The organism is Tractidigestivibacter montrealensis, from assembly GCF_024741235.1.
GTDB classification, from domain to species: Bacteria; Actinomycetota; Coriobacteriia; order Coriobacteriales; family Atopobiaceae; genus Tractidigestivibacter; species Tractidigestivibacter montrealensis.
Genome location: NZ_JANSKA010000002.1, coordinates 172663 through 194200 on the forward strand (window position 1 = coordinate 172663; position 21538 = coordinate 194200).

15 protein-coding genes and 1 pseudogene are annotated in these 21538 nt (G+C 63.5%); 10 read left to right on the top strand and 6 right to left on the bottom strand.

From position 1 onward, the window contains the following. Positions 1-39 precede the first annotated feature (39 nt). The gene (locus tag NVS32_RS03920) at positions 40-2220 is read right to left on the bottom strand and encodes a YhgE/Pip domain-containing protein (RefSeq protein ID WP_032110804.1); all 2181 of its coding nucleotides are present in this window, start codon (positions 2218-2220) and stop codon (positions 40-42) included. Then, positions 2217-5183 (bottom strand): YhgE/Pip domain-containing protein, encoded by a 2967-nt coding sequence (locus NVS32_RS03925; protein ID WP_258498773.1) that lies wholly within the window; start codon positions 5181-5183, stop codon positions 2217-2219. Before NVS32_RS03925 ends, NVS32_RS03920 begins: the two co-directional genes overlap by 4 nt. Positions 5184-5413: 230 nt before the next feature. On the opposite strand from NVS32_RS03925, the gene NVS32_RS03930 reads away from it, so the two are divergent. Then, positions 5414-6223, top strand: coding sequence for a TetR/AcrR family transcriptional regulator (locus NVS32_RS03930; RefSeq protein ID WP_118100594.1), 810 nt, complete (start codon positions 5414-5416; stop codon positions 6221-6223). A 140-nt stretch (positions 6224-6363) separates the two neighbouring features. Next, the gene (metK, locus tag NVS32_RS03935) at positions 6364-7617 is read left to right on the top strand and encodes a methionine adenosyltransferase (protein WP_258498775.1); all 1254 of its coding nucleotides are present in this window, start codon (positions 6364-6366) and stop codon (positions 7615-7617) included. A gap of 443 nt (positions 7618-8060) precedes the next feature. On the opposite strand, the gene NVS32_RS03940 is transcribed toward metK, so the two are convergent. The 3 genes from NVS32_RS03940 to NVS32_RS03950 form a co-directional block, all read right to left on the bottom strand. Further along, entirely contained in the window at positions 8061-8939 is an 879-nt protein-coding gene (locus NVS32_RS03940) for an alpha/beta fold hydrolase (protein WP_258498776.1), read from the bottom strand. 86 nt (positions 8940-9025) lie between these two features. Beyond that, on the bottom strand, positions 9026-10735 hold the full coding sequence (locus NVS32_RS03945) for a KAP family P-loop NTPase fold protein (RefSeq protein WP_258498777.1): 1710 nt from the start codon (positions 10733-10735) through the stop codon (positions 9026-9028). A 59-nt stretch (positions 10736-10794) separates the two neighbouring features. After that, a complete protein-coding gene (locus NVS32_RS03950; protein WP_258498778.1) occupies positions 10795-11919 on the bottom strand; it encodes an aldo/keto reductase in 1125 nt (374 codons plus the stop codon). Between the two features lie 231 nt (positions 11920-12150). On the opposite strand from NVS32_RS03950, the gene NVS32_RS03955 reads away from it, so the two are divergent. The 6 genes and pseudogenes from NVS32_RS03955 (at position 12151) to asrC (ending at position 17848) form a co-directional block, all read left to right on the top strand. After that, positions 12151-13101, top strand: coding sequence for an ABC transporter substrate-binding protein (locus tag NVS32_RS03955; protein WP_258498779.1), 951 nt, complete (start codon positions 12151-12153; stop codon positions 13099-13101). Between the two features lie 4 nt (positions 13102-13105). After that, positions 13106-14167, top strand: a pseudogene (locus NVS32_RS03960) (FecCD family ABC transporter permease). Then, the gene (locus tag NVS32_RS03965; RefSeq protein WP_258498780.1) at positions 14164-14925 is read left to right on the top strand and encodes an ABC transporter ATP-binding protein; all 762 of its coding nucleotides are present in this window, start codon (positions 14164-14166) and stop codon (positions 14923-14925) included. Before NVS32_RS03960 ends, NVS32_RS03965 begins: the two are co-directional and overlap by 4 nt. Before the next feature lie 351 nt (positions 14926-15276). Beyond that, entirely contained in the window at positions 15277-16059 is a 783-nt protein-coding gene (gene asrA / locus NVS32_RS03970; protein ID WP_258498781.1) for an anaerobic sulfite reductase subunit AsrA, read from the top strand. A 13-nt stretch (positions 16060-16072) separates the two neighbouring features. Then, complete coding sequence (asrB, locus tag NVS32_RS03975; RefSeq protein WP_258498905.1) at positions 16073-16849, top strand: anaerobic sulfite reductase subunit AsrB; 777 nt, start codon at positions 16073-16075, stop codon at positions 16847-16849. A gap of 9 nt (positions 16850-16858) precedes the next feature. Then, positions 16859-17848: a sulfite reductase subunit C gene (gene asrC / locus NVS32_RS03980; protein ID WP_258498782.1), complete on the top strand. Its 990-nt coding sequence runs from the start codon at positions 16859-16861 to the stop codon at positions 17846-17848. Positions 17849-17917: 69 nt separating this feature from the next. Here the strand turns inward: asrC and NVS32_RS03985 are convergent, their stop codons facing one another. Continuing rightward, positions 17918-19963, bottom strand: coding sequence for a class I tRNA ligase family protein (locus tag NVS32_RS03985; RefSeq protein WP_258498783.1), 2046 nt, complete (start codon positions 19961-19963; stop codon positions 17918-17920). Between the two features lie 180 nt (positions 19964-20143). Here NVS32_RS03985 and NVS32_RS03990 point away from each other — a divergent pair, with 180 nt between their 5' ends. Together NVS32_RS03990 and NVS32_RS03995 are read left to right on the top strand one after the other, a co-directional pair. Then, positions 20144-20908 (top strand): YwaF family protein, encoded by a 765-nt coding sequence (locus tag NVS32_RS03990; RefSeq protein WP_258498785.1) that lies wholly within the window; start codon positions 20144-20146, stop codon positions 20906-20908. After that, positions 20905-21456 (top strand): DUF3267 domain-containing protein, encoded by a 552-nt coding sequence (locus NVS32_RS03995; RefSeq protein ID WP_258498787.1) that lies wholly within the window; start codon positions 20905-20907, stop codon positions 21454-21456. Before NVS32_RS03990 ends, NVS32_RS03995 begins: the two co-directional genes overlap by 4 nt. Positions 21457-21538 lie beyond the last annotated feature (82 nt).

Consider the following 21538-nt stretch of genomic DNA (forward strand, 5'->3'; position numbering starts at 1 on the left):
GCAGCCGTCCGTCGCGTGCCACGCGGCCGCGGCCGTTGCCTACATGATCTTTGTGGACTCGAGCTTCTCGTTGATCCAGTTGTTGAGACGCACGACCGGCTTGCGCAGCAGCAGTCCCAGGATAAGAGAGAGCACCACGTAGATGCCCAGGATCGACATCTCGATTGCCCAGGTGAAGCCATAGAACCCACCGATGCACTCGTGCAGGGCGGCAATCCCGTGCACAAAGGGGAGCGTGGGGTAGAAGGTCTGGAATGCCTTGGGCAGCATCTCCACCGGGAAGGTGCCGCCGGAGCCCGCAACCTGGATCACCAGCAGGAACACGCAGATGGCCTTGCCCACGTCGCCAAACGATACCGTGAACGCGTACATGATGTTCACGAAGACCACCGACATGAGGCAGCACGTGAGCACAAACACCACCATGTCAGCGCACTGCACGCCCAGGTAGAAGAGGTCTCCAAACGAGACAAGCAGAGCCTGGAGAATGCCCAGCAGGTCAAAGAGGAGAAGCCTCCCCAGGTAGCCGTGGCGCGGGCGGGCGTTTGCCTCGGCAAGTTCGGCGTCCGAGACCTGCGCCTTGCACATGGCGACAAGGACGACGGCGCCCACCCAAAGCGCAAGCGTGGTGTAGAAGCCCGCCATGGCCGAGCCGGTGTTGGCAATGGGGTAGACGGCAACGCGGTCGAGGCCCACGGGCTGCGAGAGGAACGTTGCAAGGTCGGTGGGGTTTGCCGAGAGGATCTGGCGCACCTGCTGGGCGTCGCCGGACTCGAGCGCCGCGGTGAGGCGCGCGGAGAGGTCGTCGAGGTCATCGGCCATGCCGTTGACCTGCTCGGCGGAAGAGTCGAGCAGGCTCTTCATGTCCGCGAGATTGCCGGAGGTGAGAGAGGCCGCCTCGCTCACATCGCTCACGGTACCCTCGAGCTTGATCGAGACGGTGTTCGCCGCCGTGGAGGCGGAGTCGATGGAGCTGGCAAGGTCCGAGAGCTGCGTTCGCAGGTCGGAGTCAAAGCTGCCACGCGCGTCCTCGATCTGCTGCGCGTCCTGCTCGATGAGTGCCTCCACGTCCTCGTGGTCCTGCTTGGCGTCGGCAACGCCGTTCTCGAGGTTTGTCGCCGAGGTGCGCAGGCGCTCGGCCATCGCGCGCTGCGTGGAGATGACGCCCTCCACGCGCGAGATCGTGGGGTCGAGGAGCGATTTCATGTCCTCGGGGAGTAGCTCCTGGAGCGACTTGAGGCTGTTGTCGAGCTCCTGGTAGGCATCGGCGTGCGCATCGATGCGCGTCGCGATGTCGCGGAGCTTTGCCGCGCCGTCTGAGGCGTCGGTCTGCGCGGTGTCGAAGGCGGTGTCCACCGCGTCAGAGACCGAGTCAAAGCTCTCCTTGCTGGTGGAGAGCGCCTCGTCTATGGCGGCAGACGCCGTGTCCACGGAGTCGCCCACCTTGCGCACGCCCTGGGCAGATTCCGCCAGCGCGTTGCGCACGTCCTGGGTCGAGGAGTCGGTCCCCGAGAGCAGGGTTGAGGAGGAGTCTATGATGGAGCCCGCCGATGAGAGCAGACTCGAGTAGACGCCCATGTGCGACGAGACGGTGCGCAGGTCGGTCGATGCCTGCGAGATGGCGTTGTCCAGGTTCTGGCTGATTTCCATGAGCTGATCGTCGCTCACGTAGCCGGAGATCTCAGAGAGGGCGCCTGCGCCCATCTCGCCCAGGCTCTGCGCAAAGTCGGTCTGGATGCTGTTCTTCACAGAGGTCGCGGCCTTGTCGGTCACGATGGGCGCGATGGCGTTCTCCTTCTGGTTGCTGTAGTAGACGATGGCCGCCTGCTGGATGTCATCCGAGAAGACCGTGAGCATATCTTTGGTGAAGTCCTCGGGAATCACGATGGCCGCGTAGTACTTGCCGCTACGCACGCCCTCGACGGCATCGTCCTCGGTTGTGACCACGTAGCCGATGGTTTTCTTCTGCGAGAGATTCGAGGCCACGCGTTCGCCAAGGTTGATCTTTACGGGGATGGTGTCGCTTTGGTAGCCCTCGTCGCTGTTGGCAACGGCCACCTTGAGGTTGCCGGTGTTGCCGTAGGGGTCCCAGCTTCCCGCAATGTTGAACCATGCGTAGAGCGACGGAATGACCACGAGGCCCACGCACACGATGAGCGAGATGATGTTCTTGGTCGCGTGCTTCACGTCAAGGCAGAAGATGCGCCAAATCTTTCTCATGCGCGGTCTCCCTTCTTGCCGTGCTTGTGCTTGCGGTCCTTCTTCTTGTCTTTCTTGTGCTTCTTGTCCTTGTCGGCCTTGTGCTTGTCGTGCTTCTTGTGGCCGTGGTGGTCCTTTTCGACCTGGGGCTCTTCTGACGTGGTGTCGCTTGTGGGGGCGTCGTCAGCCGAGGCGGGCTCCGCCTCCTCGGCTGCGGCAGGCACTGTCACGATGCCGCCGCGCGTGATCGTGGGCACCTCGACCTCAGGTTCGGGGGCATGCTCGTTGACGAGGCGCCTCAGCACAAGCGTTGTCTGGGAGCCCGTTGCGCTGCTGGCCCCGTTGGCGCCTGTGCCAGGCTTGGCGTCCGGCGCAATCTTCGCCTGTGCCCCTGCGACCACGTTGCTCATGCGCTGGCGCAGCCGCTCGATGGGCGAGGAGAAGTACTCACGGTCGAGCTGGTCGCCCAGGAGCTGGTACATCTCGTCCTTGGAGAGGTCAACCATGGCGCTCTTGCGGTTGAGCGACTCGTGGAAGTACTCGATGATGATGAGCGCCGTGCACAGAAGCACCAGGCAGACGATCCACACAATGAACCACGGCAGCTTGTTGCTCACGGAGAACATGACCACCGAGAGTGCCAGGGGCAGGGCCAGCAGCAGTACAAAGCCCACGCGGATGAGGCGCGGGTAAGCCGCGTTGAACCGTGCAGCGCGCTGCACGATCTGCGCGCGGTACTCGTCGTTGTGCATGAGCGCCTTGATGAGCGAGGAGAGCCGGTAGTGCTCGACCTCGATGCCGTCGCGCTCGCAGATCATGAGGTCCGTCTCGGCGAGCTTCTTGTCGAAGAGCGAGTTGATGTTCAGGAGGTGGCGACGCCAGCCCACGCCAATGAGCAGGGCCGGAATCACAAAGAGCAGGAGCATGAAGACGTTCTGGCCAAAGTAGTTGCCGTAGTAGCCGGCGATGGTCTCTCGCATGGCGCGGATGCCGTAGGTGAATGGCAGCCACGGGTTGAGGGCGCGGAAGAAGCCCGGCATCATCTCGATGGGATAGGTACCCGAGGAGCCTGGGATCTGCAGGATCACGAGAAGGACGCAGAGTGCCTTGCCAATGTGCTTGAACGCCACGGCAAAGGCAAAGATTATGTTCACGTAGACGAAGGACTCGACCACACCCGCGAGGACGAACGCCTTGGGGTCGAGGCACTGGATGCCAATCACGAGGTCGCCCACCGTGCAGATGACGCCCTGGAGAACGCCGAGCAGCAGGAAGAGCAGCAGGCGTCCAAAGTAGCCCTGCCAGGGAGCAAAGCCGCCCTCAATCCCCTCGTCGTCCACCTCGGCCTTGTAGATGGCGATGAGGACAAAGCCGCCCACCCACAGGGCGAGGTTGGTGTAGAAGGGCGCCACGCCCGAGCCGTAGTTAGCTACCGGGAATACGGCCTCCTCATCAAGCTCGACGGGGGAGGACATGAACGACGCGATGCCGTTTGCGTCAAGGCCGAGAAGCTCGTTCACGCGGTTCATGGCCTCCGAGCTCTGGATGGCCGAGAGGTCCGTGGCAACGTTGTCGAGGGTGGAGGACATCTCGTTCAGCGAGTCCGCGGTGACCGAAAGGGCGGTCGAAGTCTGCTCAAGCGTGTCGTCGAGCTGCTCGAGTACGGCCTTTGTCTGAGCGATGGTGGGGGAGAGCCCGCCGAGGGACCCCGAGAGGCTCTGCGCGGCGCCCGAGAAGTTGTCGAGTGCGCCATAGAGCTCGGGCAGCGTGTCCTGGTTGAACGAGGAGTTCACGCCCGAGAGCGACGTGGTGCCGGTCTGGATGGCGTCGTTCACGGACGAGGAGAGCCCCGCGACGGCGTCGTTGGTGGCCCCAATGTCGCTCGTCGCTCGCGAGAGGTCGTCTACCGTCGCCTGCTCCTTGTCCACTTGTGCGCTGATCCTAGCTACGGATGCGTCAAAGGCGGGGCGCACGCCATCGGGAAGGGATGCGGACAGGCTCTGGAGGTCCTGCACCAGCTGGCGGTTCTGGTTCACGAGCGACTGGGCGGTTGCAAGCGCGCCCTCGGCCGTGCCTTGTGCCTGGCCAATCTTGCCAGAGATGCGTCCTATGGCCTGGTTGGTGGTACCCGAGATGGACGAGAGACGCGTGGAGCCATCGGTCACCGCGCCGGCAACCGAGGTTGCCAGCGACGTTGCGTCGTCGCGCGAGGTGAAGAGGACACCCGTTGCGTCCGCGAGGCTCCCGCTCGCATTGGTCGAGATGCGGTCAAGCTCGTCGAGGGTCGACTCGGCGTCCTCGATGGTCTGGCGCGCGGCAGCTACGGTGTCCTGAGCGCCCGACATGCTCGTGGAGAGGTCGTCCACCGTTCCCTTTACGCCCCGCACGCGGCCCACGATGCTCGTGGTGGCGTTGTCGGCATCGCCCTTCGCGGAGACGATGAGGTCCTGGAGCTTACCTACCACCACGTTCGAGACGGTCGAGACAAACGTCTCGTTGATCTGCGTCTCGACGGTGGAGGCACCAGTGTCTGTGACCTTGGGCGCGATGGGGTTGACCTTCTCGTTTACGTAGTAGGTGAGGTCGGGGGAGACCAGGTTTCCGGTGAGGACTGAGGTGAGGTCGCGCGTGAAGTCAGCGGGAATCACGACGGCGGCGTACGAGCGGCCCGAGCGAACTTCCTCGAGTGCGGTGTCCTCGTCGAGAAAAACCCACTTGAGCTGGGTGTTCTTGCCCAGTTCCTCAACAACCATGTCGCCAGCGTTGATGAAGCCCAAGTCCCCGCCGGCATCGGCCCCCTCGTCGAGGTTCACCACGGCAACGCGAACGTCTTGGGTGTTCTCGTAGGGGTCCCAGTTGGCCATGATGTTGAACCAGGCGTAGAGAGACGGGATAACGCAGACGCCCAGCGTGACAATAACCGCCACGGGGTTGCGCAGTATCCTCTTGAGGTCACGCCAGAAGATTTGAAATACCTTGCCCATGCTCCTCCGTCGTGGGTCGTAGCTTCTCGGTGGCGGGGTTTGCTACCCCACTTACTATAAAGAATGCGTTGATCTTCAATCATATATTTCTACACCTGTTGGTATCCCAAAGACCTGGTTTTTAGACGTCGCAGGCAGTTTTTTTGAAAACTGCTCAAAAATCCAAGCCCAGATGGTAGAATCTCGTCGTCATACATGAGTCCAGAGGCGCGAAGTGGGGCGCAAACTGCATGAGTCTGCTTGACGAGAAGATGACGTCCGAGCTGGCCAATAGCCTGAAGAAAGCGAGTGGCGCGGCACGCACGTCGCTCGAGGAGACGGTTACCCGTCAGACCACAAGGCTTCGCAGCAGCACTAAGACGCGCAAGAGCGCCGCGACGCGCGAGCGAATCATGGCGGCTGCAACGTCGCTCATGGTCGAGCGCGGCAACACGGACTTCCAGATGAGCGAGGTCTCCTCTCGCTGCAAGATGTCCAAGGGCGCCCTCTATTACTACTTCGCGGACAAGGACGCCCTGGTCGAGGCCATCTTCGACCGCTCCATCGATGAGCTTGTCGACTCTGTCGAGGGTGCCGTTGCCGGCGCCTCCTCTGCGCTCGAGGCGCTCGCGAGTCTCACGCGCGAGCTCACGTGCCGCATGAGCGTGGGAAGCCCGCTTGCGCTGGCCATGACCCGCGAGGTCATCGACGCCAACAACAACGTGCTTCCCTCCATGGAAACGCACTTCGCGCGCATCATCTCTATCATCAGTGCGCAGCTTGACCGCGCCAAGGGCGAGGGCATGGTGCGCGAGGGCGTGAACAGCCGCCTTGGTGCCGTTACCATCTCTGGCGCGTTCATCTTTGCCGCCCTCGAGGTGGCAAGCCTTGGCGAGGACGCGCCCACGGGCGACAAGCTCGCCCGTTCCCTCATCGACATCGCGCTCAACGGCATGGGCACCGAGGCCGCCCACACGACCCTCGCTGCCGTCGGACACGCGTCATCCTCGTCTGACGCAGAGCCCGAGAAGTCCTCACCCCAGGTGTCCGAACAGGGGTGACGAGACGTAGCCAGCGCGCTACCCTTGTGCAGGCGAACTTCTCGCCCAGGCGATGAGCCGTTGCACCTCTCAGTCATAGTCGAGCGCCGACGCGGCGATCGCTGTTGGCACGGGCCCGCCCGTGCGGAAAGGAAACTGGAATGGCCCACAAGAACTATTACTTCACCTCGGAGAGCGTCACCGAGGGCCACCCCGACAAGATGTGCGACCAGATCTCCGACGCCATTGTCGACGCTATTCTCAGCAAGGAGGCTAAGCTCCAGGCTGCGGGCTATGTGGACGCCGACGGCAACCCCGCCAACGTCGACAACGTGCGCTGCGCCGTCGAGACCTTTACCACCACCGGCACCGTTGTGGTTATGGGAGAGGTCCGCACGGAGGCCTACGTCGACGTGCAGAAGATCGTGCGCGAGACCGTGCGCGGCATTGGCTACGACCGCGCCAAGTATGGCTTTGACTGCGATACCTGCGGCGTCATCAACATGATCCACGAGCAGAGCCCCGACATCGCACAGGGCGTAGACGGCACCTACGCTCGCGCCGACGACACCGACCCGCTGGACAAGATCGGCGCCGGCGACCAGGGCATGATGTTCGGTTACGCCTCCGACGAGACCGACGTGCTCATGCCCATGCCCATCTACCTCGCGCAGCGCATGGCCGAGCGCCTGGCTGCCGTCCGCAAGTCCGGCGAGGTCGACTATCTGCGTCCCGATGGCAAGACCCAGGTCACCGTGCGCTACGAGGACGACAAGCCTGTTGAGGTTACGGCCATCGTGGTCTCCACGCAGCACGACGCCAAGGTCGAGCACGATCAGATCGAGCACGACATGGTCGAGCACGTGATTGCCCCCGTCCTTGACGAGGTTGGCATCAAGTGGCGCGATGCCGACATCTACGTGAACCCCACCGGCCGCTTTGTGGTGGGCGGCCCCATGGGCGACACCGGCCTCACCGGTCGCAAGATTATCGTCGACACCTACGGTGGCATGGGCCGTCATGGCGGCGGCTGCTTCTCCGGCAAGGACTGCACCAAGGTCGACCGTTCGGCCGCCTACGCCGCTCGCTGGGTTGCCAAGAACGTGGTTGCCGCAGGGCTTGCCCACAAGTGCGAGGTCGAGCTGGCCTACGCCATCGGCGTCTCCCACCCGCTGTCCATCATGGTCGACACCTTTGGTACCGGCGCGTATGACGACGAGCTCATCGAGAAGGCCGTCGAGAAGGTCTTTGACCTGCGTCCCGGCGCCATCATACGCGACCTCGACCTTTGTCGTCCGATCTTCCAGAAGACCGCTGCCTATGGTCACTTTGGCCGCAAGGACCCCGATTTCACCTGGGAGGCCACGAACCGCATCGACGAGCTCAAGGCTGCCATCGCCGAGGTTGCCAAGTAAGCGTTCCCGCTGTTCCGTTACGCTTGGCCCCTCCGTCCGTGTGTCGGAGGGGCCTTTTGCGTTGCGTGGGGCTTGGACTCTATGTGCGAAGGGGGTTCCGGCACACAACGTTCGCTTGCTCACTGCACAAAAACGCTCTATCGGACGGCGCTTGGCGATTCTTTGCACAAAAGTGCTCTATCGGACAGTGGCTCTAGAGCTTTGGAATCAAGTATTTAACTATATATGCATAAAAACTGAATGTATTAACAGAAATATGCATAATGACACAATTGTAGTTGCATTATTGATGTATCCGCCTCGAGAGCACTGTCCGATAGAGCATTTTTATGCAGCCGCTTCGGTTTCGCCGTCCGATAGAGCGTTTTTGTGCATCCACGCCATGAGCTGAATGAGGCCCAGACTTCGTGCAGGATGTCCCGGGCAACTGCGCGAGTGCGGCGCTACCGACAGGGGCTCGATTCGACCAGGCGGAGCAGCGAGAAGAGCTCGCGGTTCACATCGTCGGGGGCACACTTGGGTAGCACGTGGTCGGCGCCGGGGACCATCACCTTGCGCGCGCCTGGAATCGCATTGGCAATCCGCTGGGTCTCGGCGGGGTCGATGCAGTCAAACTCCCCGGTCATCACGGTGACGGGGCAGCGTATCGAGCCAAGAGACGCGGCGGGGATGTGCGGTTCTTCCAGCATGAGGCGCATGAGCTCGGCGGTCGCCCTCGCCTCCTTGGCGCCTGGCGTCACAATAGAGGGGTCCACGCCTTCGGGTCCACGTTCCAGCCATGCGGCCCATGCCTCGCACTGCCGGGCCGTGCCCTCCACGTCCCAGTCGTCTCCGGCAAGGACTCCCTCGGGCGAGAGGTTCGCGCCCATCGAGAGGACTGAGGCCACGCGCTCGGGATGGTCCCGTGCCATGAGCAGCGCTTCAATCGCCCCGTCCGAAAAGCCCACCACGTGCGCGCGCGGCACATCAAGGGCGTCGAGCACGGCAAGCGCGTCGGCCGCCATAAGCTCGTAGGTGAGCGGGGCGGTCCCGCGCGTCGAAGCACCCTGGGCGCGGGAGTCCACGCCAATCGCGCAGCGCCCGTCGCCCACCAGGCCGTTTATCTGCACGCCAAAGATGCCGTGCTCCTCACCGTTGCCGTGCAGGAAGAGAACGGGATACGTGCTCTCTCGCCGAGCCCCATCCATGCCGTACACAAAGGTTGCTATCTGTGCGCCATCGGCAGTCCGCACCCTGCGCGCAACGCTCGGCGCGACGGTGGGGCGCAGGTAGTAGCTGGGAAAATGCGGCTGTGGCGGTACGGGGGCAGTGACGCGCGGCATGGGGTTCCTCTCGATGGGTTGGGTTGGTAATTCCTCAGGGTACACGTTCCAACGGGTCGGGCTTGTGTCCTGAGTACTTCGGTGGGCTAGACGCTGGGGTTATCGCTCTCCGCCCAGCTGACAAACTTGTCGATATACCGTTCTGCCGCTATTACGGAATCGTCGTTAAAGTCTCTGGTGATTCCGATGAGCGTTGCCCAGCCTTGTCCCTCTCTGCAGCGGAGATAGCATCCTCGTGCAATCTTCTTGGATTTTTGCCTAAAATCATCAAGCACGCTGGATGTTGCTCGATTTACATCAAACTTGAAAACAACGTAGACTCCGCTACTTTTGTCACGAAGGGAGCAGGGTACGAGCGATGTCCCGGGGCGTTTGAAGTCATAACGCTCCTTTGAGGACGCATGCACTTCGACGAGACCCTCCCTCTTCAGATGTTCTCTGAGCTTGTTGAGAACGCCGCCTGACTCTGGCTCCTGGTTTGAAAGGGGAGCAGCTTCTGGCGAGAAGATTGCAGAGATGCTACTGAGAAAATCAGTGAACTTATCGAGAAGTTCCTCGTTGTAGGTACCATCTGCAGCACGCATGCCAAACACGTTAATCAAGGTATCTATGACGCGGTCTTTCTTATCGAGCTCCTCATTGAGATAGTCCTTTAACGGATCGGTTCCTTCTCGAGCATGCGCACTTAGGTCGTTGTACGTGTTCCGGTCTTTTTCATCCGGCCCTTTGGCCTCGTCGCGATACTTGAGGAGAAGTGTGGCAAATAGGAACAGCCTGTCATCTCCATCCAAAACATACTGTGGATAAATGAGCTGGTAGAGGTCCCAAACATTCAGGACTCGCTTGATGGTGCGGGGGTTGTTGGATCCAAGGATCGTGGCAAACAGATTTGCATAGCGCTCCGAATAGCGGTCGGATTCGGACTTCGGGAGCTTCTGGCTGAGAAGCGTCTCGACGTAATGGGGCACGTTGTACTGCTCCGTAGGGAGGTTGAACGGTAGCTGGATGATTTTGTCGAAGAACTGGCGCTTCTTGAACGGCGAGATGCCGTTGCCGTATTTGCTCTCGATACCCTGGTAGACCACATCGCGGTCGACAGCTAGGACAAAGACGCAATGCTCGCAGTCCAGGAAGTTCTTCATTGCCTCAAGAAGTTCGAATGCGGTTTCTGGTCGCAGGCGGTCAAGGTCGTCGATGAAGAGAATCACTCGGCTAATGTGTCGCTTGTTGGGCCTTCCCTTCTTATCGGTGGGGTTCACGCAGTCATCAATGAGTTCAGAGACGTTGTTTTTCAACGTTTCAGCAGGCAGCGTCTCAGAGCCGTCTCCGGTGGGAGGTGCAATGAGTTTGGTGAGGAATTCGGCTAGAGTATCTGATCCAAGAGTTACCTCGGCGGAAATGCCTGCCGCTCTGCTCAGCGCGGTACGGAGCGAGTCTATTGCATGCCGTGCCCGCTCGGACCCTTCGTCTCCTACTGCCTTGCTAATGCAATGAAGCATATTTGCCAGCAGGTATACGGGCAACGAATCATCTGCCTTGAGCGTGGAGTATTGCCAAGTGTTAAAGGTCGAGTAGGCTATCTGATTGTCAGGGTTGCTGATGTTGTAGTTGCGAAGCTCTTTCTGGATGAGCTGCAGTGCGGTCGACTTTCCGGAGCCCCAGCCGCCCTGAATGGCTATCGTCATGGGTGTATCGCACGTCTCGATGAAGGTTGCGATGCCCGAGCAGAAGCTGCTTGCATTCAGCGAGTCATTGTCCGTTGCCTGGTCGGTGAATCCGTGCCTTTTGATCTCCATGTTTTTCGACAAGCTCTATCAGTCCCTTCCAGTGACTGAGATGCAACTCAGTTGCTGGCCTACTCCAGCACCGCCGCGGCCTTCTCCAGCCACGAGGTGATCTGGATCCCCTGCGGACAGGCGCTCTCGCACTGAAGGCATCGCACGCAGTCGCTCGCCTTGCCACGCTTCGACACGGCCGACTGGTAGTTGCGCTTGGCGCCGGCAAGGTCGCCATACACGAGGTAGCAGTTGTACGCCGAGAAGACCGACGGAATGTCGATCTTCTGCGGGCATCCGCCGGTGCAGTAGTGGCACCCGGTGCAAGGCACCTGCTCGACGGCGGCGAGCGCCCTGCTCGCCCGCGCCACCGCATCCCGCTCAGCGGCGCTCAGGGGCGCGAACTCACGCATGTAGGAGAGGTTGTCCTCCATCTGCGCGACGTTCGACATGCCCGACAGCACGACCATCACGTTCTCCAGGCTGGCTACAAAGCGCACCGCCCAGCTGGCAATCGAGGCGCTCGGGTTGGCCGCGCGCAGGATGTCTTGAACCTGCTGTGGCGGATTGGCGAGAAGCCCGCCTTTGACCGGCTCCATTACGATGACGGGCTTGCCGTGGGCAACCGCAACCTCGTAGTTCTCGCGCGAGCAGACGCTGGGGCTCTCCCAGTCGCCATAGTTGAGCTGCAGCTGCACGAACTCCGCCTCGGGGTGGCTCGTGAGGATCTTGTCCAGGACGTCGGGGCGGTCGTGGAACGAGAAGCCCACGTGACGCACGAGGCCCTGTTCCTTGGCCTTGGCGACAAAGTCCCAGATGCCGTAGTCCTCGTAGTAGTCGACATTGCGCGAGGAGAGCGCATGGAGCAGGTAGAAGTCAAAGTAGCCCGCTCCCGTGCGCTCGAGCGATGTCGCCAGCTCGCGCTTGGCCTCCTCGGCGCTCTTTGCCGTCCACGGACTGGCATTGATCTTGTCGGCGAGAAGGAAGCTCTCGCGCGGGTGGCGGCTTACCAGGAAGCGCTTGGCTGCCTCCTCGCTTCCCTCGTAGACATAGGCGGTGTCGAAGTAGCGCATGCCCGCGTCGAGAAAGGCGTCGGTCATGGCCTCGCATTGCTCGACGTCGATGGTCGTGCCGTCTGCCAGGCGCGGCAGGCGCATGAGGCCAAACCCCAGCTTGGGCATGGTGGTTCCAAAGAACTCGTTCACGGCCGCTCCTCTCCTTGCGGTCAAACCGTCTACATCCAGTATGTGCCAAGCTTGGGCGATGTCGCGCGGCTTCTCGGCTGTCGTTGCTATGAGGCAGGGTGCAGAGCTGCCGCGATGAGAAATAGTGAGTCCTCTTTACCTCATTTTGTTGCGTATCCAACAGAACCTTCTTCTCATTCCTGATATTGTCTCGTCGTTATGCGACTGCGATATGATGGGCGAGAAATCCCGGTGTCACGGCGTTGTGCGGGAGGAGCCCTGCTCCAGAGAAGAGAATTCCTGCGCCTCTCGGCGCTCCTCGGCCTTGGCCTCCTGTCAGGCTGCGCCGCGCAGCCAGATGCGGACGCCCCGTCGGAGCAGCCGACAAGCGCGCCGGCCGTGTCCTTCTCGGCAGACGGCGCCGCAGCGCGCGTTGTCGCCGGGACTCGCTCGCTCGCCCAGATGGCGATTCTTGCCGGCATGCCGCCCGTGGGCGTGACCGAGGACGCCACGGACCTCGACGGCCTTCCCCAAGACGTGGCGACCGTGGGTACCGCCGCGCATTCCAGCCTCGAGAAGATCGTCGAGCTCGCGCCCACGCTCGTGCTCATCACCGCCGAGGTCCCCGCGCAGAAGGAGCTGGAGGCCGGCCTCGACGGCGCCGGCATCGCGTGGCGCGACGTCGACGTGAACGGCTTTGGCGACTACGCTGCCCACATGCAGGCGCTCACCGAGATGAGCGGCCGGGACGACCTCTACCAGGCAAACGTCACGGACGTCTCTGACGCCATAGTCAAGGTCGAGGAGAGCGCCGCAGGCCTCCCGCAGGTGAGCTACCTGGCGCTTCTCGTCTCGTCGACCAAGGCGAAGGTCGCGAAGGGCGACTACTTTGCCTGCGAGGTCTTTGACAACCTGCAGATGGCAAACGTCGCCGAGGACGACAGCTCGCTCGACGACCTCTCCGTCGAGGAAATCGTTGCCGCCGATCCCGACTACGTCTTTGTCATCCCCCGCGGGGACGAGGACGAGGCCAAGGCGGTCTTCGAGCAGGACTTCCAGGCGCAACCCGCATGGGCGTCCCTGTCTGCGGTCAAGGCAGGCAGGGTCAACGTCTTGCCGAAGGACCTCTTCGAGTACAAGCCAAACGAGCGCTGGGCAGAGGCCTACTCCTACATCCCCGACCTTCGCGAGCAAGAGAGGTAGCCACATGGCCCATGGGCGAGAGGGTACAAGCGAGAGGAGCCGCTGGGCGTGCGTTCTGGGCGTCGTGGCGCTTGTGCTCGTCTCGTTTGCCTCGCTCCTTTGGGGCACCGCGGCCCTGGGCACGCGCGACGCGCTCCAGACGCTCGCGGCCCTTCCCTCCGGCGGTACCGCGGACGCCACTGCCACACTCGTCCTCCTGAGCGTGCGCCTTCCCCGTGTGTTAGCGGGCGTGTGCTGCGGTGCAGCGCTTGCCTGCTCCGGTCTGCTCCTTCAGGCCTCGCTCGATAACGACCTTGCGTCGCCGGGCGTGATGGGTGTCAACTCCGGGGCGGGCCTGCTCTGGCTCGTGGCGGCACTCTGGATGCCAGGACATCCGGTGCTCCGGCAAGCCATGGCCTTTGTCGGCGCGCTTCTCGCCACGCTTTTGGTCTACCTGGTGTCGCGCCGTGCTGGTACCAGTCGCGGGACCGTGGTCCTTGCGGGCGTCGCCGTCTCGAGCCTCATGAGCGCTGCCATCGACGCCATTGTGGTCGTGTAGCCCGAGTCGGTTACGGACCGCGTGTCCTTCACGCTGGGCGGCCTCTCGGGCGTTACCTACCAGAGCCTGGCACTCTGCGTGCCCGCCCTCTTGGTGGCGCTTGTTGCGGGGGCCTATCTCGGTCGCGGCATAGACCTCCTTGCGCTGGGGGACGAGGCCGCGCACGGCCTTGGCCTCGGCGTACGCGCCTGCAGACTTGGCACCATCGCCTGCGCGGCGCTTCTGGCCGCCTCGGCTGTCTCGATCTGCGGCCTTCTCAGCTTTATGGGCCTCATCGTCCCCAACCTGGTGCGCATGTGGGCACGTCCCACAACCCGTCAGGGTCTCGCGCTCTGCGCCCTGTGGGGAGCTGCGCTTCTGGTTGCGTGCGACCTCGTGGCGCGGACCATCGCGTTTCCCTACGAGCTGCCGGTTGGCCTGGTTCTTGCGCTTCTCGGCGCGCCGTTCTTCATGGCGCTCCTGGCACGGCGCGGGCGCAAGCACGGCTCGCACTCCATGGCGGCGGGTCGTGGGGGTGAGGCCGCGTGATTGGTGTGAAGGGCCTCTCGTTTGTGTGCGACGGCGGCTTTTCTCTGGCCGTGGACTCGCTCGAGCTCAATGACGGCCAGGTGAGCGCTCTGGTGGGAAAGAATGGCTGCGGCAAGTCAACGCTCCTTCGCTGCCTTGCCGGCGTGCTGCCGCACGAGGGCAGCGTCCTTCTCGACGGCGTGGAGCTGGGGAGCATCGGCCACAGGGAGCGCGCACGGCACCTGGCCTACCTGCCGCAGGAGCTGGGGTGCCCGCGCATGGACGTCTACACCCTGGCCTGCCACGGTCGCTTTGCCACGCTTGGCGCCGTGAGGACCCTGGGCGAGAGGGACCGCCGCCTCGTGCGCGAGGCCATGCAGCTCACGGGAGTGTGGGGTCTTCGCGACCGGCCCCTCGCGGACGTCTCCGGCGGCGAGCTGCAGCGCGCCTACCTGGCCATGGTTGTCGCGCAGGACGCCGGTACGCTCCTTCTCGACGAGCCATCCGCGCACCTGGACGCCCACAGGGGCTGGGAGCTTGCGAAGCTGCTGCGGCGCCTTGCAGACGAGGGCCTGGCGGTCGTGGTCGCCACGCACGACGTGGAGTCGGCCTCCTCGTTCGCCGACAAGGTCTGCCTCATGGCTGACGGCCGGGTTGTCGCCCAAGGACCGCCTGGTGCCGTTGCCGCGAGCGGGGCGGTGCCATCGGCACTTGGGGTGGGCGTTGCCGAGCAGGACGACCCCAGGCTTCTGTGGAGGTATGCGCTCGCACGCGCGTGAGCCTGCGCTTGAGACAGGAAAGGACGTGCGCCCTCGGGCGCGGAAGAGAGGGGAGACCATGGGATACGTGCTTGATGGGGAGGGGCTTGACGGGCTGGTTCGCGAGCTTGCCCGCGACTACCTCGTCTTTGCGCCGGTCCGCAAGGTGGGCGCTGGCCGCTTCACCGACGTGGACCAGGTGATCTACGACTTCGTGGACAACGCGTCGCAGATCGAGCTTGACGCCAAGAGCGACTACTCCTTCAAGGAGCTGCTCACGCCGCTCTCGCAGACGCTTTTCTACTACATCGAGGACCAGGTGCGCGAGGCAGGTGGCATCGGCGCTGCGGCGACCCCGCCCGCGAGGGGGACGTGCGCGACGTCCTTGTGCTCATGCGTGCCTGCGACCTGCATGGCGTTAAGCGCCTCGACGCCATGTACCTGCACAACGGCCCCGAGGACAGCTTCTATAAGCGCATCCGCGACCGCGTGCACTTTGTGCTTCTCGGCTGCCCCCAGACCTTCGAGCATTGCTTCTGCGTGGACATGGGGTCAAACGTTGCGCCGGACAACTGGGAGTTCTCGCTCGAGCGCTCGGGCGAGGGCTATGCGTGCGCCGTCGCGAACGAGTCCCTCCGCCCGCTCTTCGAGCGCCATGCCGCGGGCGTCCGCGAGGTCGTTCCCGCGCACGTCACGCAGAACGAGGTCCACGTGCGCGTCCCCGAGACCGTGCCGCTCGAGCTAAGAACCAGCCCCGTGTGGGACGAGTACAACCACCGCTGCATCGGCTGCGGCCGCTGCACGCTGGTGTGCCCAACCTGCACCTGCTTCACCATGCAGGACGTGGCCTACACCGAGAACGGCAGGGTGGGCGAGAGGCGCCGCGTGCAGGCCAGCTGCATGATCGACGGCTACTCAACGGTGGCCGGCGGCGCAAGCTACCGCAAGCGGCATGGCGAGCGCATGCGCTTCAAGGTGCTGCACAAGGTGTACGACTTCCGCCAGCGCTTTGACTACGACATGTGCGTGGGCTGCGGCCGCTGCGACGACGTCTGTCCCGAGTACATCAGCTTCGCCGCGTGTGTCAACAAGCTTGCCGACGCTCCCGACGAGTGGGACGCCCGGCACGAGGGGAGCGTGAGCGTCGACGCCTAGCAACAACCCGTACCTGCCCTTCTCGTCCAAGGTGCTCAAGGTCGTCAGGCACACCGAGAAGGAATACACCTTCCGCATGGCCTTTGGGGGAGAGGTGCGCCCCAGCCAGTTCTTTGAGGTCTCCGTCCCCAAGTACGGCGAGGCCCCCATCAGCGTGAGTGGCATCGTGCCCGGCGAGTCGGTCGACCTCACCATCCGCCGCGTGGGCGTGGTGACCAACGAGGTGTTCGAGGCCTACGAGGGCCAGTCGCTCCTCCTGCGCGGCCCCTACGGCAACGGCTTCGAGGTGGAGCGCTACGTGGATGGCGAGTGCGTCGTGGTGGCCGGCGGCACGGGCGTGAGCCCGGTGCGAGGCGTGGTGGAGGCGCTGGCTGCAAGTGCCACGCCGCAGGACAAGCACGTGATTGTGGGCTTCCGCAGCCCCAACGACCTGCTCTTCCGTGATGACCTGGCGCGCTGGGAGAACCTCGTCGACCTCATCCTTACCGTGGACGGCGCGCCCGAGGGCTATCAGGGCAACGTCGGCCTGGTCACCAAGTTCATTCCCGGCCTTCCGCTGCGCGATCCCTCCACGACGCAGGCCATTGTGGTTGGTCCGCCGCCCATGATGCGCTTCTCCGTGAAGGGCCTTCTCGAGCTGGGTCTTGCCGAGGAGTACATCTGGGTGAGCCAGGAGCGAAAGATGTGCTGTGGCCTGGGCAAGTGCGGCCACTGCCGCATAGGCGAGAAGTACGTGTGCCTGGACGGGCCCGTCTTCAACTACACCCAGAGCAAGCAGTTGCTGGACTAGGAGGCCGCCATGATTCAGGGCATCGACGTCAAGGCCATGAAGAAGAACGCGTTCCGTGTGAGCAAGGAGCGCGGGATGACCGCCAGCCGCGTGCGCGTTCCCGGCGGCCTGGTGAGCGCCAAGAGCATGGCGCGCATCGTTGAGATCGCCGAGGAGTACGGCAGGGGGGAGATCTTCCTCACCAACCGCCAGGGAGTGGAGATCCCGGGCATCCACATGGAGGACATGCCCAAGGTCAACGAGAAGCTCCAGGCCATCATCGAGGACACCAAGATCAACCAGGAGGACACCTCTCAGGGCTACCTGGCAAGCGGCACACGCAACGTGGTGGCCTGCCCGGGCAAGCGCCTGTGCCCGTTTGGCTGCTATGACACCACGGCCTTCGCGCAGCGCATGGACCACGAGATCTTCCCCAACAACCGCCACGTGAAGGTGGCCTTCACCGGCTGCTCCAACGACTGCGCGCACGTTGCCTTGAACGACTTTGGCATCATCGGCATGACCGAGCCCCAGTACGACCCCAATCGCTGCATCGGCTGCGGCCAGTGCGTGGACTGGTGCCAGCGCCGCTCGGTGAGCGCGCTCAGGCTGGAGAAGGGCAAGGTCGTGCGCGACGAGGACCGTTGCATTGGCTGTGGCGTGTGCGTGGTCTACTGCCCCACGCGTGCCTGGACGCGCAGCCCCGAGCACTACTTCCGCGTCAAGATCATGGGCCGAACGGGCAAGCAGAACCCGCGGCTGGCGCAGGACTGGCTGGGCTGGGTGGACGAGGACTCCATCGTGAAGATCGTGAAGAACACCTATGCCTTCATCGAGGAGTACACCGACCCCAACGCGCCCGAGGGCAAGGAGCACATCGGCTACATCGTCGACCGCGTTGGCTTCGACGAGTTCTGCGAGTGGGCGCTCAAGGACGTCGAGCTTCCCGAGAAGTGCCAGCGTGCCACGCGTGTGTACTGGGACACCAAGCGCTACGACCGCGACAACAACCTGCGATGAGACAAAGGGACAGTCCCTTTGTCTCATTCAAGAAGAGGGGCGCCCCGGCGGCGCCCCTCTTTTCTCGTCTTACTTCTGGCTCGGGTGCTTCTCGAAGAAGTCGAAGCGCGGCGGCAGCTCGGGCAGCGCGTGCTCGGCGGGGTTCTCGCCAAGCGCCTGCGCCAGCTCGCCGGGGGTCTCGAACGCATGCTCCCAGGAGAAGAAGTCCTCGGCCGCAAAGCCCAAGTGCTCGCAGATCTTCTCGCATCCGGCCGGCACCGCGGGGTGCATGAGCAGCGTCACCGTGCGCAGCGCGGCAAAGGCATTTGCCAGCGCGTGCTCGTAGGCCGCGTCGTCGCCCTTGGCGGCCTTGGACTCGTCGCCCCAGCGGCGGTTGGCGTTGCGGCAGAAGTCCTCGGCCACGGCAAGCGCACCGTGGGCGTCGAAGGCGTGGGCGCAGCGCTCGTAGGCTAGCGTCGCCTCGTGGCAGGCGTCCAGCACGTCGGCATCCGCCTCAACGGCAGGCAGGTGCCCCGCGCAGACGTTCTGTGCGCCGTAGATGCAGCTTCTGGCCAGGCGGTTGAAGATGTTGGTGAGGAAGGCGCTCTCCTTGAGGGCTGGGTCGACCACACGCGGGTCGTCCTTCACCAGGACATCCTCGCCGGTGGCCTTGTCCTTGTGGCTCACGGAGGTGTCGTAGGGCTTGGGCGAGAAGCTCACGGCCTTCTGGTCCAGGCCCAGGCTCAGCCAGTGGCAACGCAGTTGCTCGGCGGTGTAGTGGTCGAGAAGCTCGGCTGCCATGGGCGGGCGGATCTTGCCCGAGCTGGAGGCCTTCTTGTTCATGAACAGGATGTGGTAGTTGGCCACGGGCGTGTCCTGGAAGAGACCCCAGTCGAGTGCGTCCCACAGCGCGGGCTGCGCCACGCAGTAGAAGTAGATGTTGTCCTGGCCAATGAACTGGTAGACCTTGGCGTCGTCCGCGCACCACCAGTCGCGCCAGTCGTCGGACGAGAAGCGCGTGCCGCCGGCCTTCTCGTCCAGGGCAAGCGCGGTCTGCGTGAAGCTGATGGGCGCCCAGAGGCTCTCGGGCCAGCACCACACGGTGAGGCCGCTTGTGTCCTCGAGCTCCGGTGCGGGCACGCCCCACTCGATGTTGCCGGTGATGCGGAAGGGCAGAAGCGTCTTGCCCGTGCGGAAGCGCACGCCGGCGGCCTCTAGGATGGCGCGGGCGTCGTCGCGGTCGCGCCAGTTGGCAAACTCAACGGAGAAGGACTGCTGGCCCTTCTCGGCCTCGTGGAGCTGGTGGGCGGGGAGCTTGTCCTCGACCGCGTTGAAGCTCTCGCGGAACTTGTCCTGGATGTAGACCACGGGCGGCACGAGAGACTCGCGCACCGTCTTGGTGACGATGGGCCTCACCTGCGGGTCGACGTCCCACTCGTCCATGAGCTCTTTGAGCTGCGACTCAAAGGCGGGCAGGTCGAAGTACCAGTTGTCAACGGGGCGCAGCTCGGGCGTGGTGCCGGTGAGCGCCGAGACAGGATTGATGAGCTCCTCGGGGTCAAACTGGTGGCCCAGGTCGCACTCGTCGGCGTAGGCCTTCTCGGACTTGCAGCCGCGCACGGGGCAGCGGCCAATGACCTGGCGCCCGTTCAGGAACTGGCCGGCCTCGACGTCGTAGAACTGGCGGGTGCTCATCTTGTGCAGGTAGCCGCGCTCGTGGAGGCGGCGCAGGACCTCGGCGGTGAGACGGGCGTGGAAGTCGCGCGCCGGCTCGAGGCCGGAGCCCGCAAAGAGGTCGAGCGAGATGCCATAGGCATCAAGCGCCGCCTTCTGGGCGTCGTGGTTTGCCTGGACGTAGTCGGTGATGGTGCCCTGGTAGCCCTCCTGCTCCACCTTCTTGCGGTAGCCCTCCATGATGGGCGAGCCGTAGCAGTCCGTGCCCGAGACAAAGATCACGTTCTTGCTGCCAATGCGGTCGCGCAGGAAGCGCGCGAAGAAGTCCGCGGGCACAAAGACGCCGCCGATGTGGCCAAAGTGCAGGTTCTTGTTGCCGTACGGCATGCCCCCGGTAATGACGGCGCGGGCGGGGAAGCTCGGGCGATCTTGCTCCGGGACGTTCTGGGAATTGTCTGCCATGTGGGACGTGCTCCCTCTTGGTCGTGGTGGTGCAGGTGACGCCCGCTGACGTGGCGCGCACGCCATGGGCCACGTGATTATCCCACAACGCGCGTACGCGCGGGTGGTCTGGCGGGTACGTTAAAGAGTGCGACCGAGTGCGGCGAGAGGGACCAGGTTCGAGAGAGCAGAGGGGGGGATATGAGCGTCGAGAAGGTCATAGTCGCGGAGCCGCTGCTGTGGGGCGGTCAGGGCTTTGCCATGTTTGGACCCTGGCACCTGCTCTGGCTTGCTATCTGCGCGGCGGTCATCGCGCTTCTCGTCCATGGCTATCGGAGCCTTCCCGCAGACAACTCCTGGCACGGCGGCAGGCGCTGGCTCGTCCTCGCTGCCGCCATCGTCCCCAACGCGCTTCTGCTGTGGGGAGACGTACTCAAGGTGCAGACGGGGACCTTCTCGCCCAACTGGTGGCCGCTCCACCTGTGCAACATTGCCGAGTACATCTGCCTATGGCATGCGCTCGCCCCGTCGCGCGTGACTCGCGAGTTGCTGCTGTGTTTTGGCCTCACCGGCGGCCTCTGCGCCATGCTCTTCCCTGGCTGGACGTACTGCCCGCCGTACACGCTCCCCTGCATCAGCGGCTTCATGGAGCATGCGTTCATCTTCTCCGTCTCGCTCATGGCGCTCGACGACCCTCACAAGGCCCCAAAGTGGCGCGACGCGTGGTTCTCGCTCGCGGCATCTGCGCTCTACCTGGCCTTCTTTAGGTGGTTCAACGGAGTGTTTGGTACCAATTTTGGTTTTGTGACAAGCCCCGCCGTGGGTTCGCCGCTCGAGTGGTGGGAGCGCGCCTTTGGCAACCCCGGTTACCTCGTGCCGTATATGGCGTCGTTCGTGGTGGCGGTTGTGTTGCTGCACGCATGGCAAGCCTCGCGGTGGCGCAGCGTAGAAGGAGACGCGTCGTGAGGAGCGTTGCGCATCTCGACATCCTGGGTGACACGCCGCTTACGCGCCGCGTGGTGACCCTCTCGGCAGCAATTCTCGTCGTGGGCCTTCTGGGCGAAATCTACCTTGTGGTGACGCACGGGTGGGGCATGGCCGTTGGCGCGTGGATGGCCGTCTATGTGGCGGCGACGGTTGCGGCGCTGCCCGTGCACGAGCTTGTCCACGCGGCAGCGTTTCTGCTGCTGGGACGCGGCCGGGTGCGCATTCGCTTTGGCTACGAGACGGGGATGCTCTACACCCGCGCCGAAGGCGACCCGCTCACTCGAGGCGGCTTTGTGGCGGTGCTGCTGGCGCCGTCGGTGCTTGTCACGGCAGCGTTGGTCCTGGTGGGCAATGCGGTTGCCGGGCCGGCTCTTGCCTGGGCGCTTGCGTGGACGCACCTCTCGGGGTGTGCCGGCGACCTGGCCATGGTTGCATGCATTGCGCGCATGCCCGGCTGCACGCACGTGCGCGACACAGACACGGGCGTGGAGCTTCTCGCCAATGACGGTGATGGTGACGGCGCATAGCTGCAAATTCCGATCGGTTAGGGTGCTCTAACCAATCTAATAATGCAGGTACCTTGGCATCTTGCAAATTTCGATTGTTTAG

Coding starts and splice junctions, on each gene's coding strand:
- asrC (WP_258498782.1), top strand. CDS start 16,859: ATGATTCAGGGCATCGACGTCAAGGCCATGAAGAAGAACGCGTTCCGT.
- NVS32_RS03985 (WP_258498783.1), bottom strand. CDS start 19,963: ATGGCAGACAATTCCCAGAACGTCCCGGAGCAAGATCGCCCGAGCTTC.
- NVS32_RS03940 (WP_258498776.1), bottom strand. CDS start 8,939: ATGCCGCGCGTCACTGCCCCCGTACCGCCACAGCCGCATTTTCCCAGC.
- NVS32_RS03990 (WP_258498785.1), top strand. CDS start 20,144: ATGAGCGTCGAGAAGGTCATAGTCGCGGAGCCGCTGCTGTGGGGCGGT.
- metK (WP_258498775.1), top strand. CDS start 6,364: ATGGCCCACAAGAACTATTACTTCACCTCGGAGAGCGTCACCGAGGGC.
- NVS32_RS03930 (WP_118100594.1), top strand. CDS start 5,414: ATGAGTCTGCTTGACGAGAAGATGACGTCCGAGCTGGCCAATAGCCTG.
- NVS32_RS03925 (WP_258498773.1), bottom strand. CDS start 5,183: ATGGGCAAGGTATTTCAAATCTTCTGGCGTGACCTCAAGAGGATACTG.
- NVS32_RS03945 (WP_258498777.1), bottom strand. CDS start 10,735: ATGGAGATCAAAAGGCACGGATTCACCGACCAGGCAACGGACAATGAC.
- NVS32_RS03920 (WP_032110804.1), bottom strand. CDS start 2,220: ATGAGAAAGATTTGGCGCATCTTCTGCCTTGACGTGAAGCACGCGACC.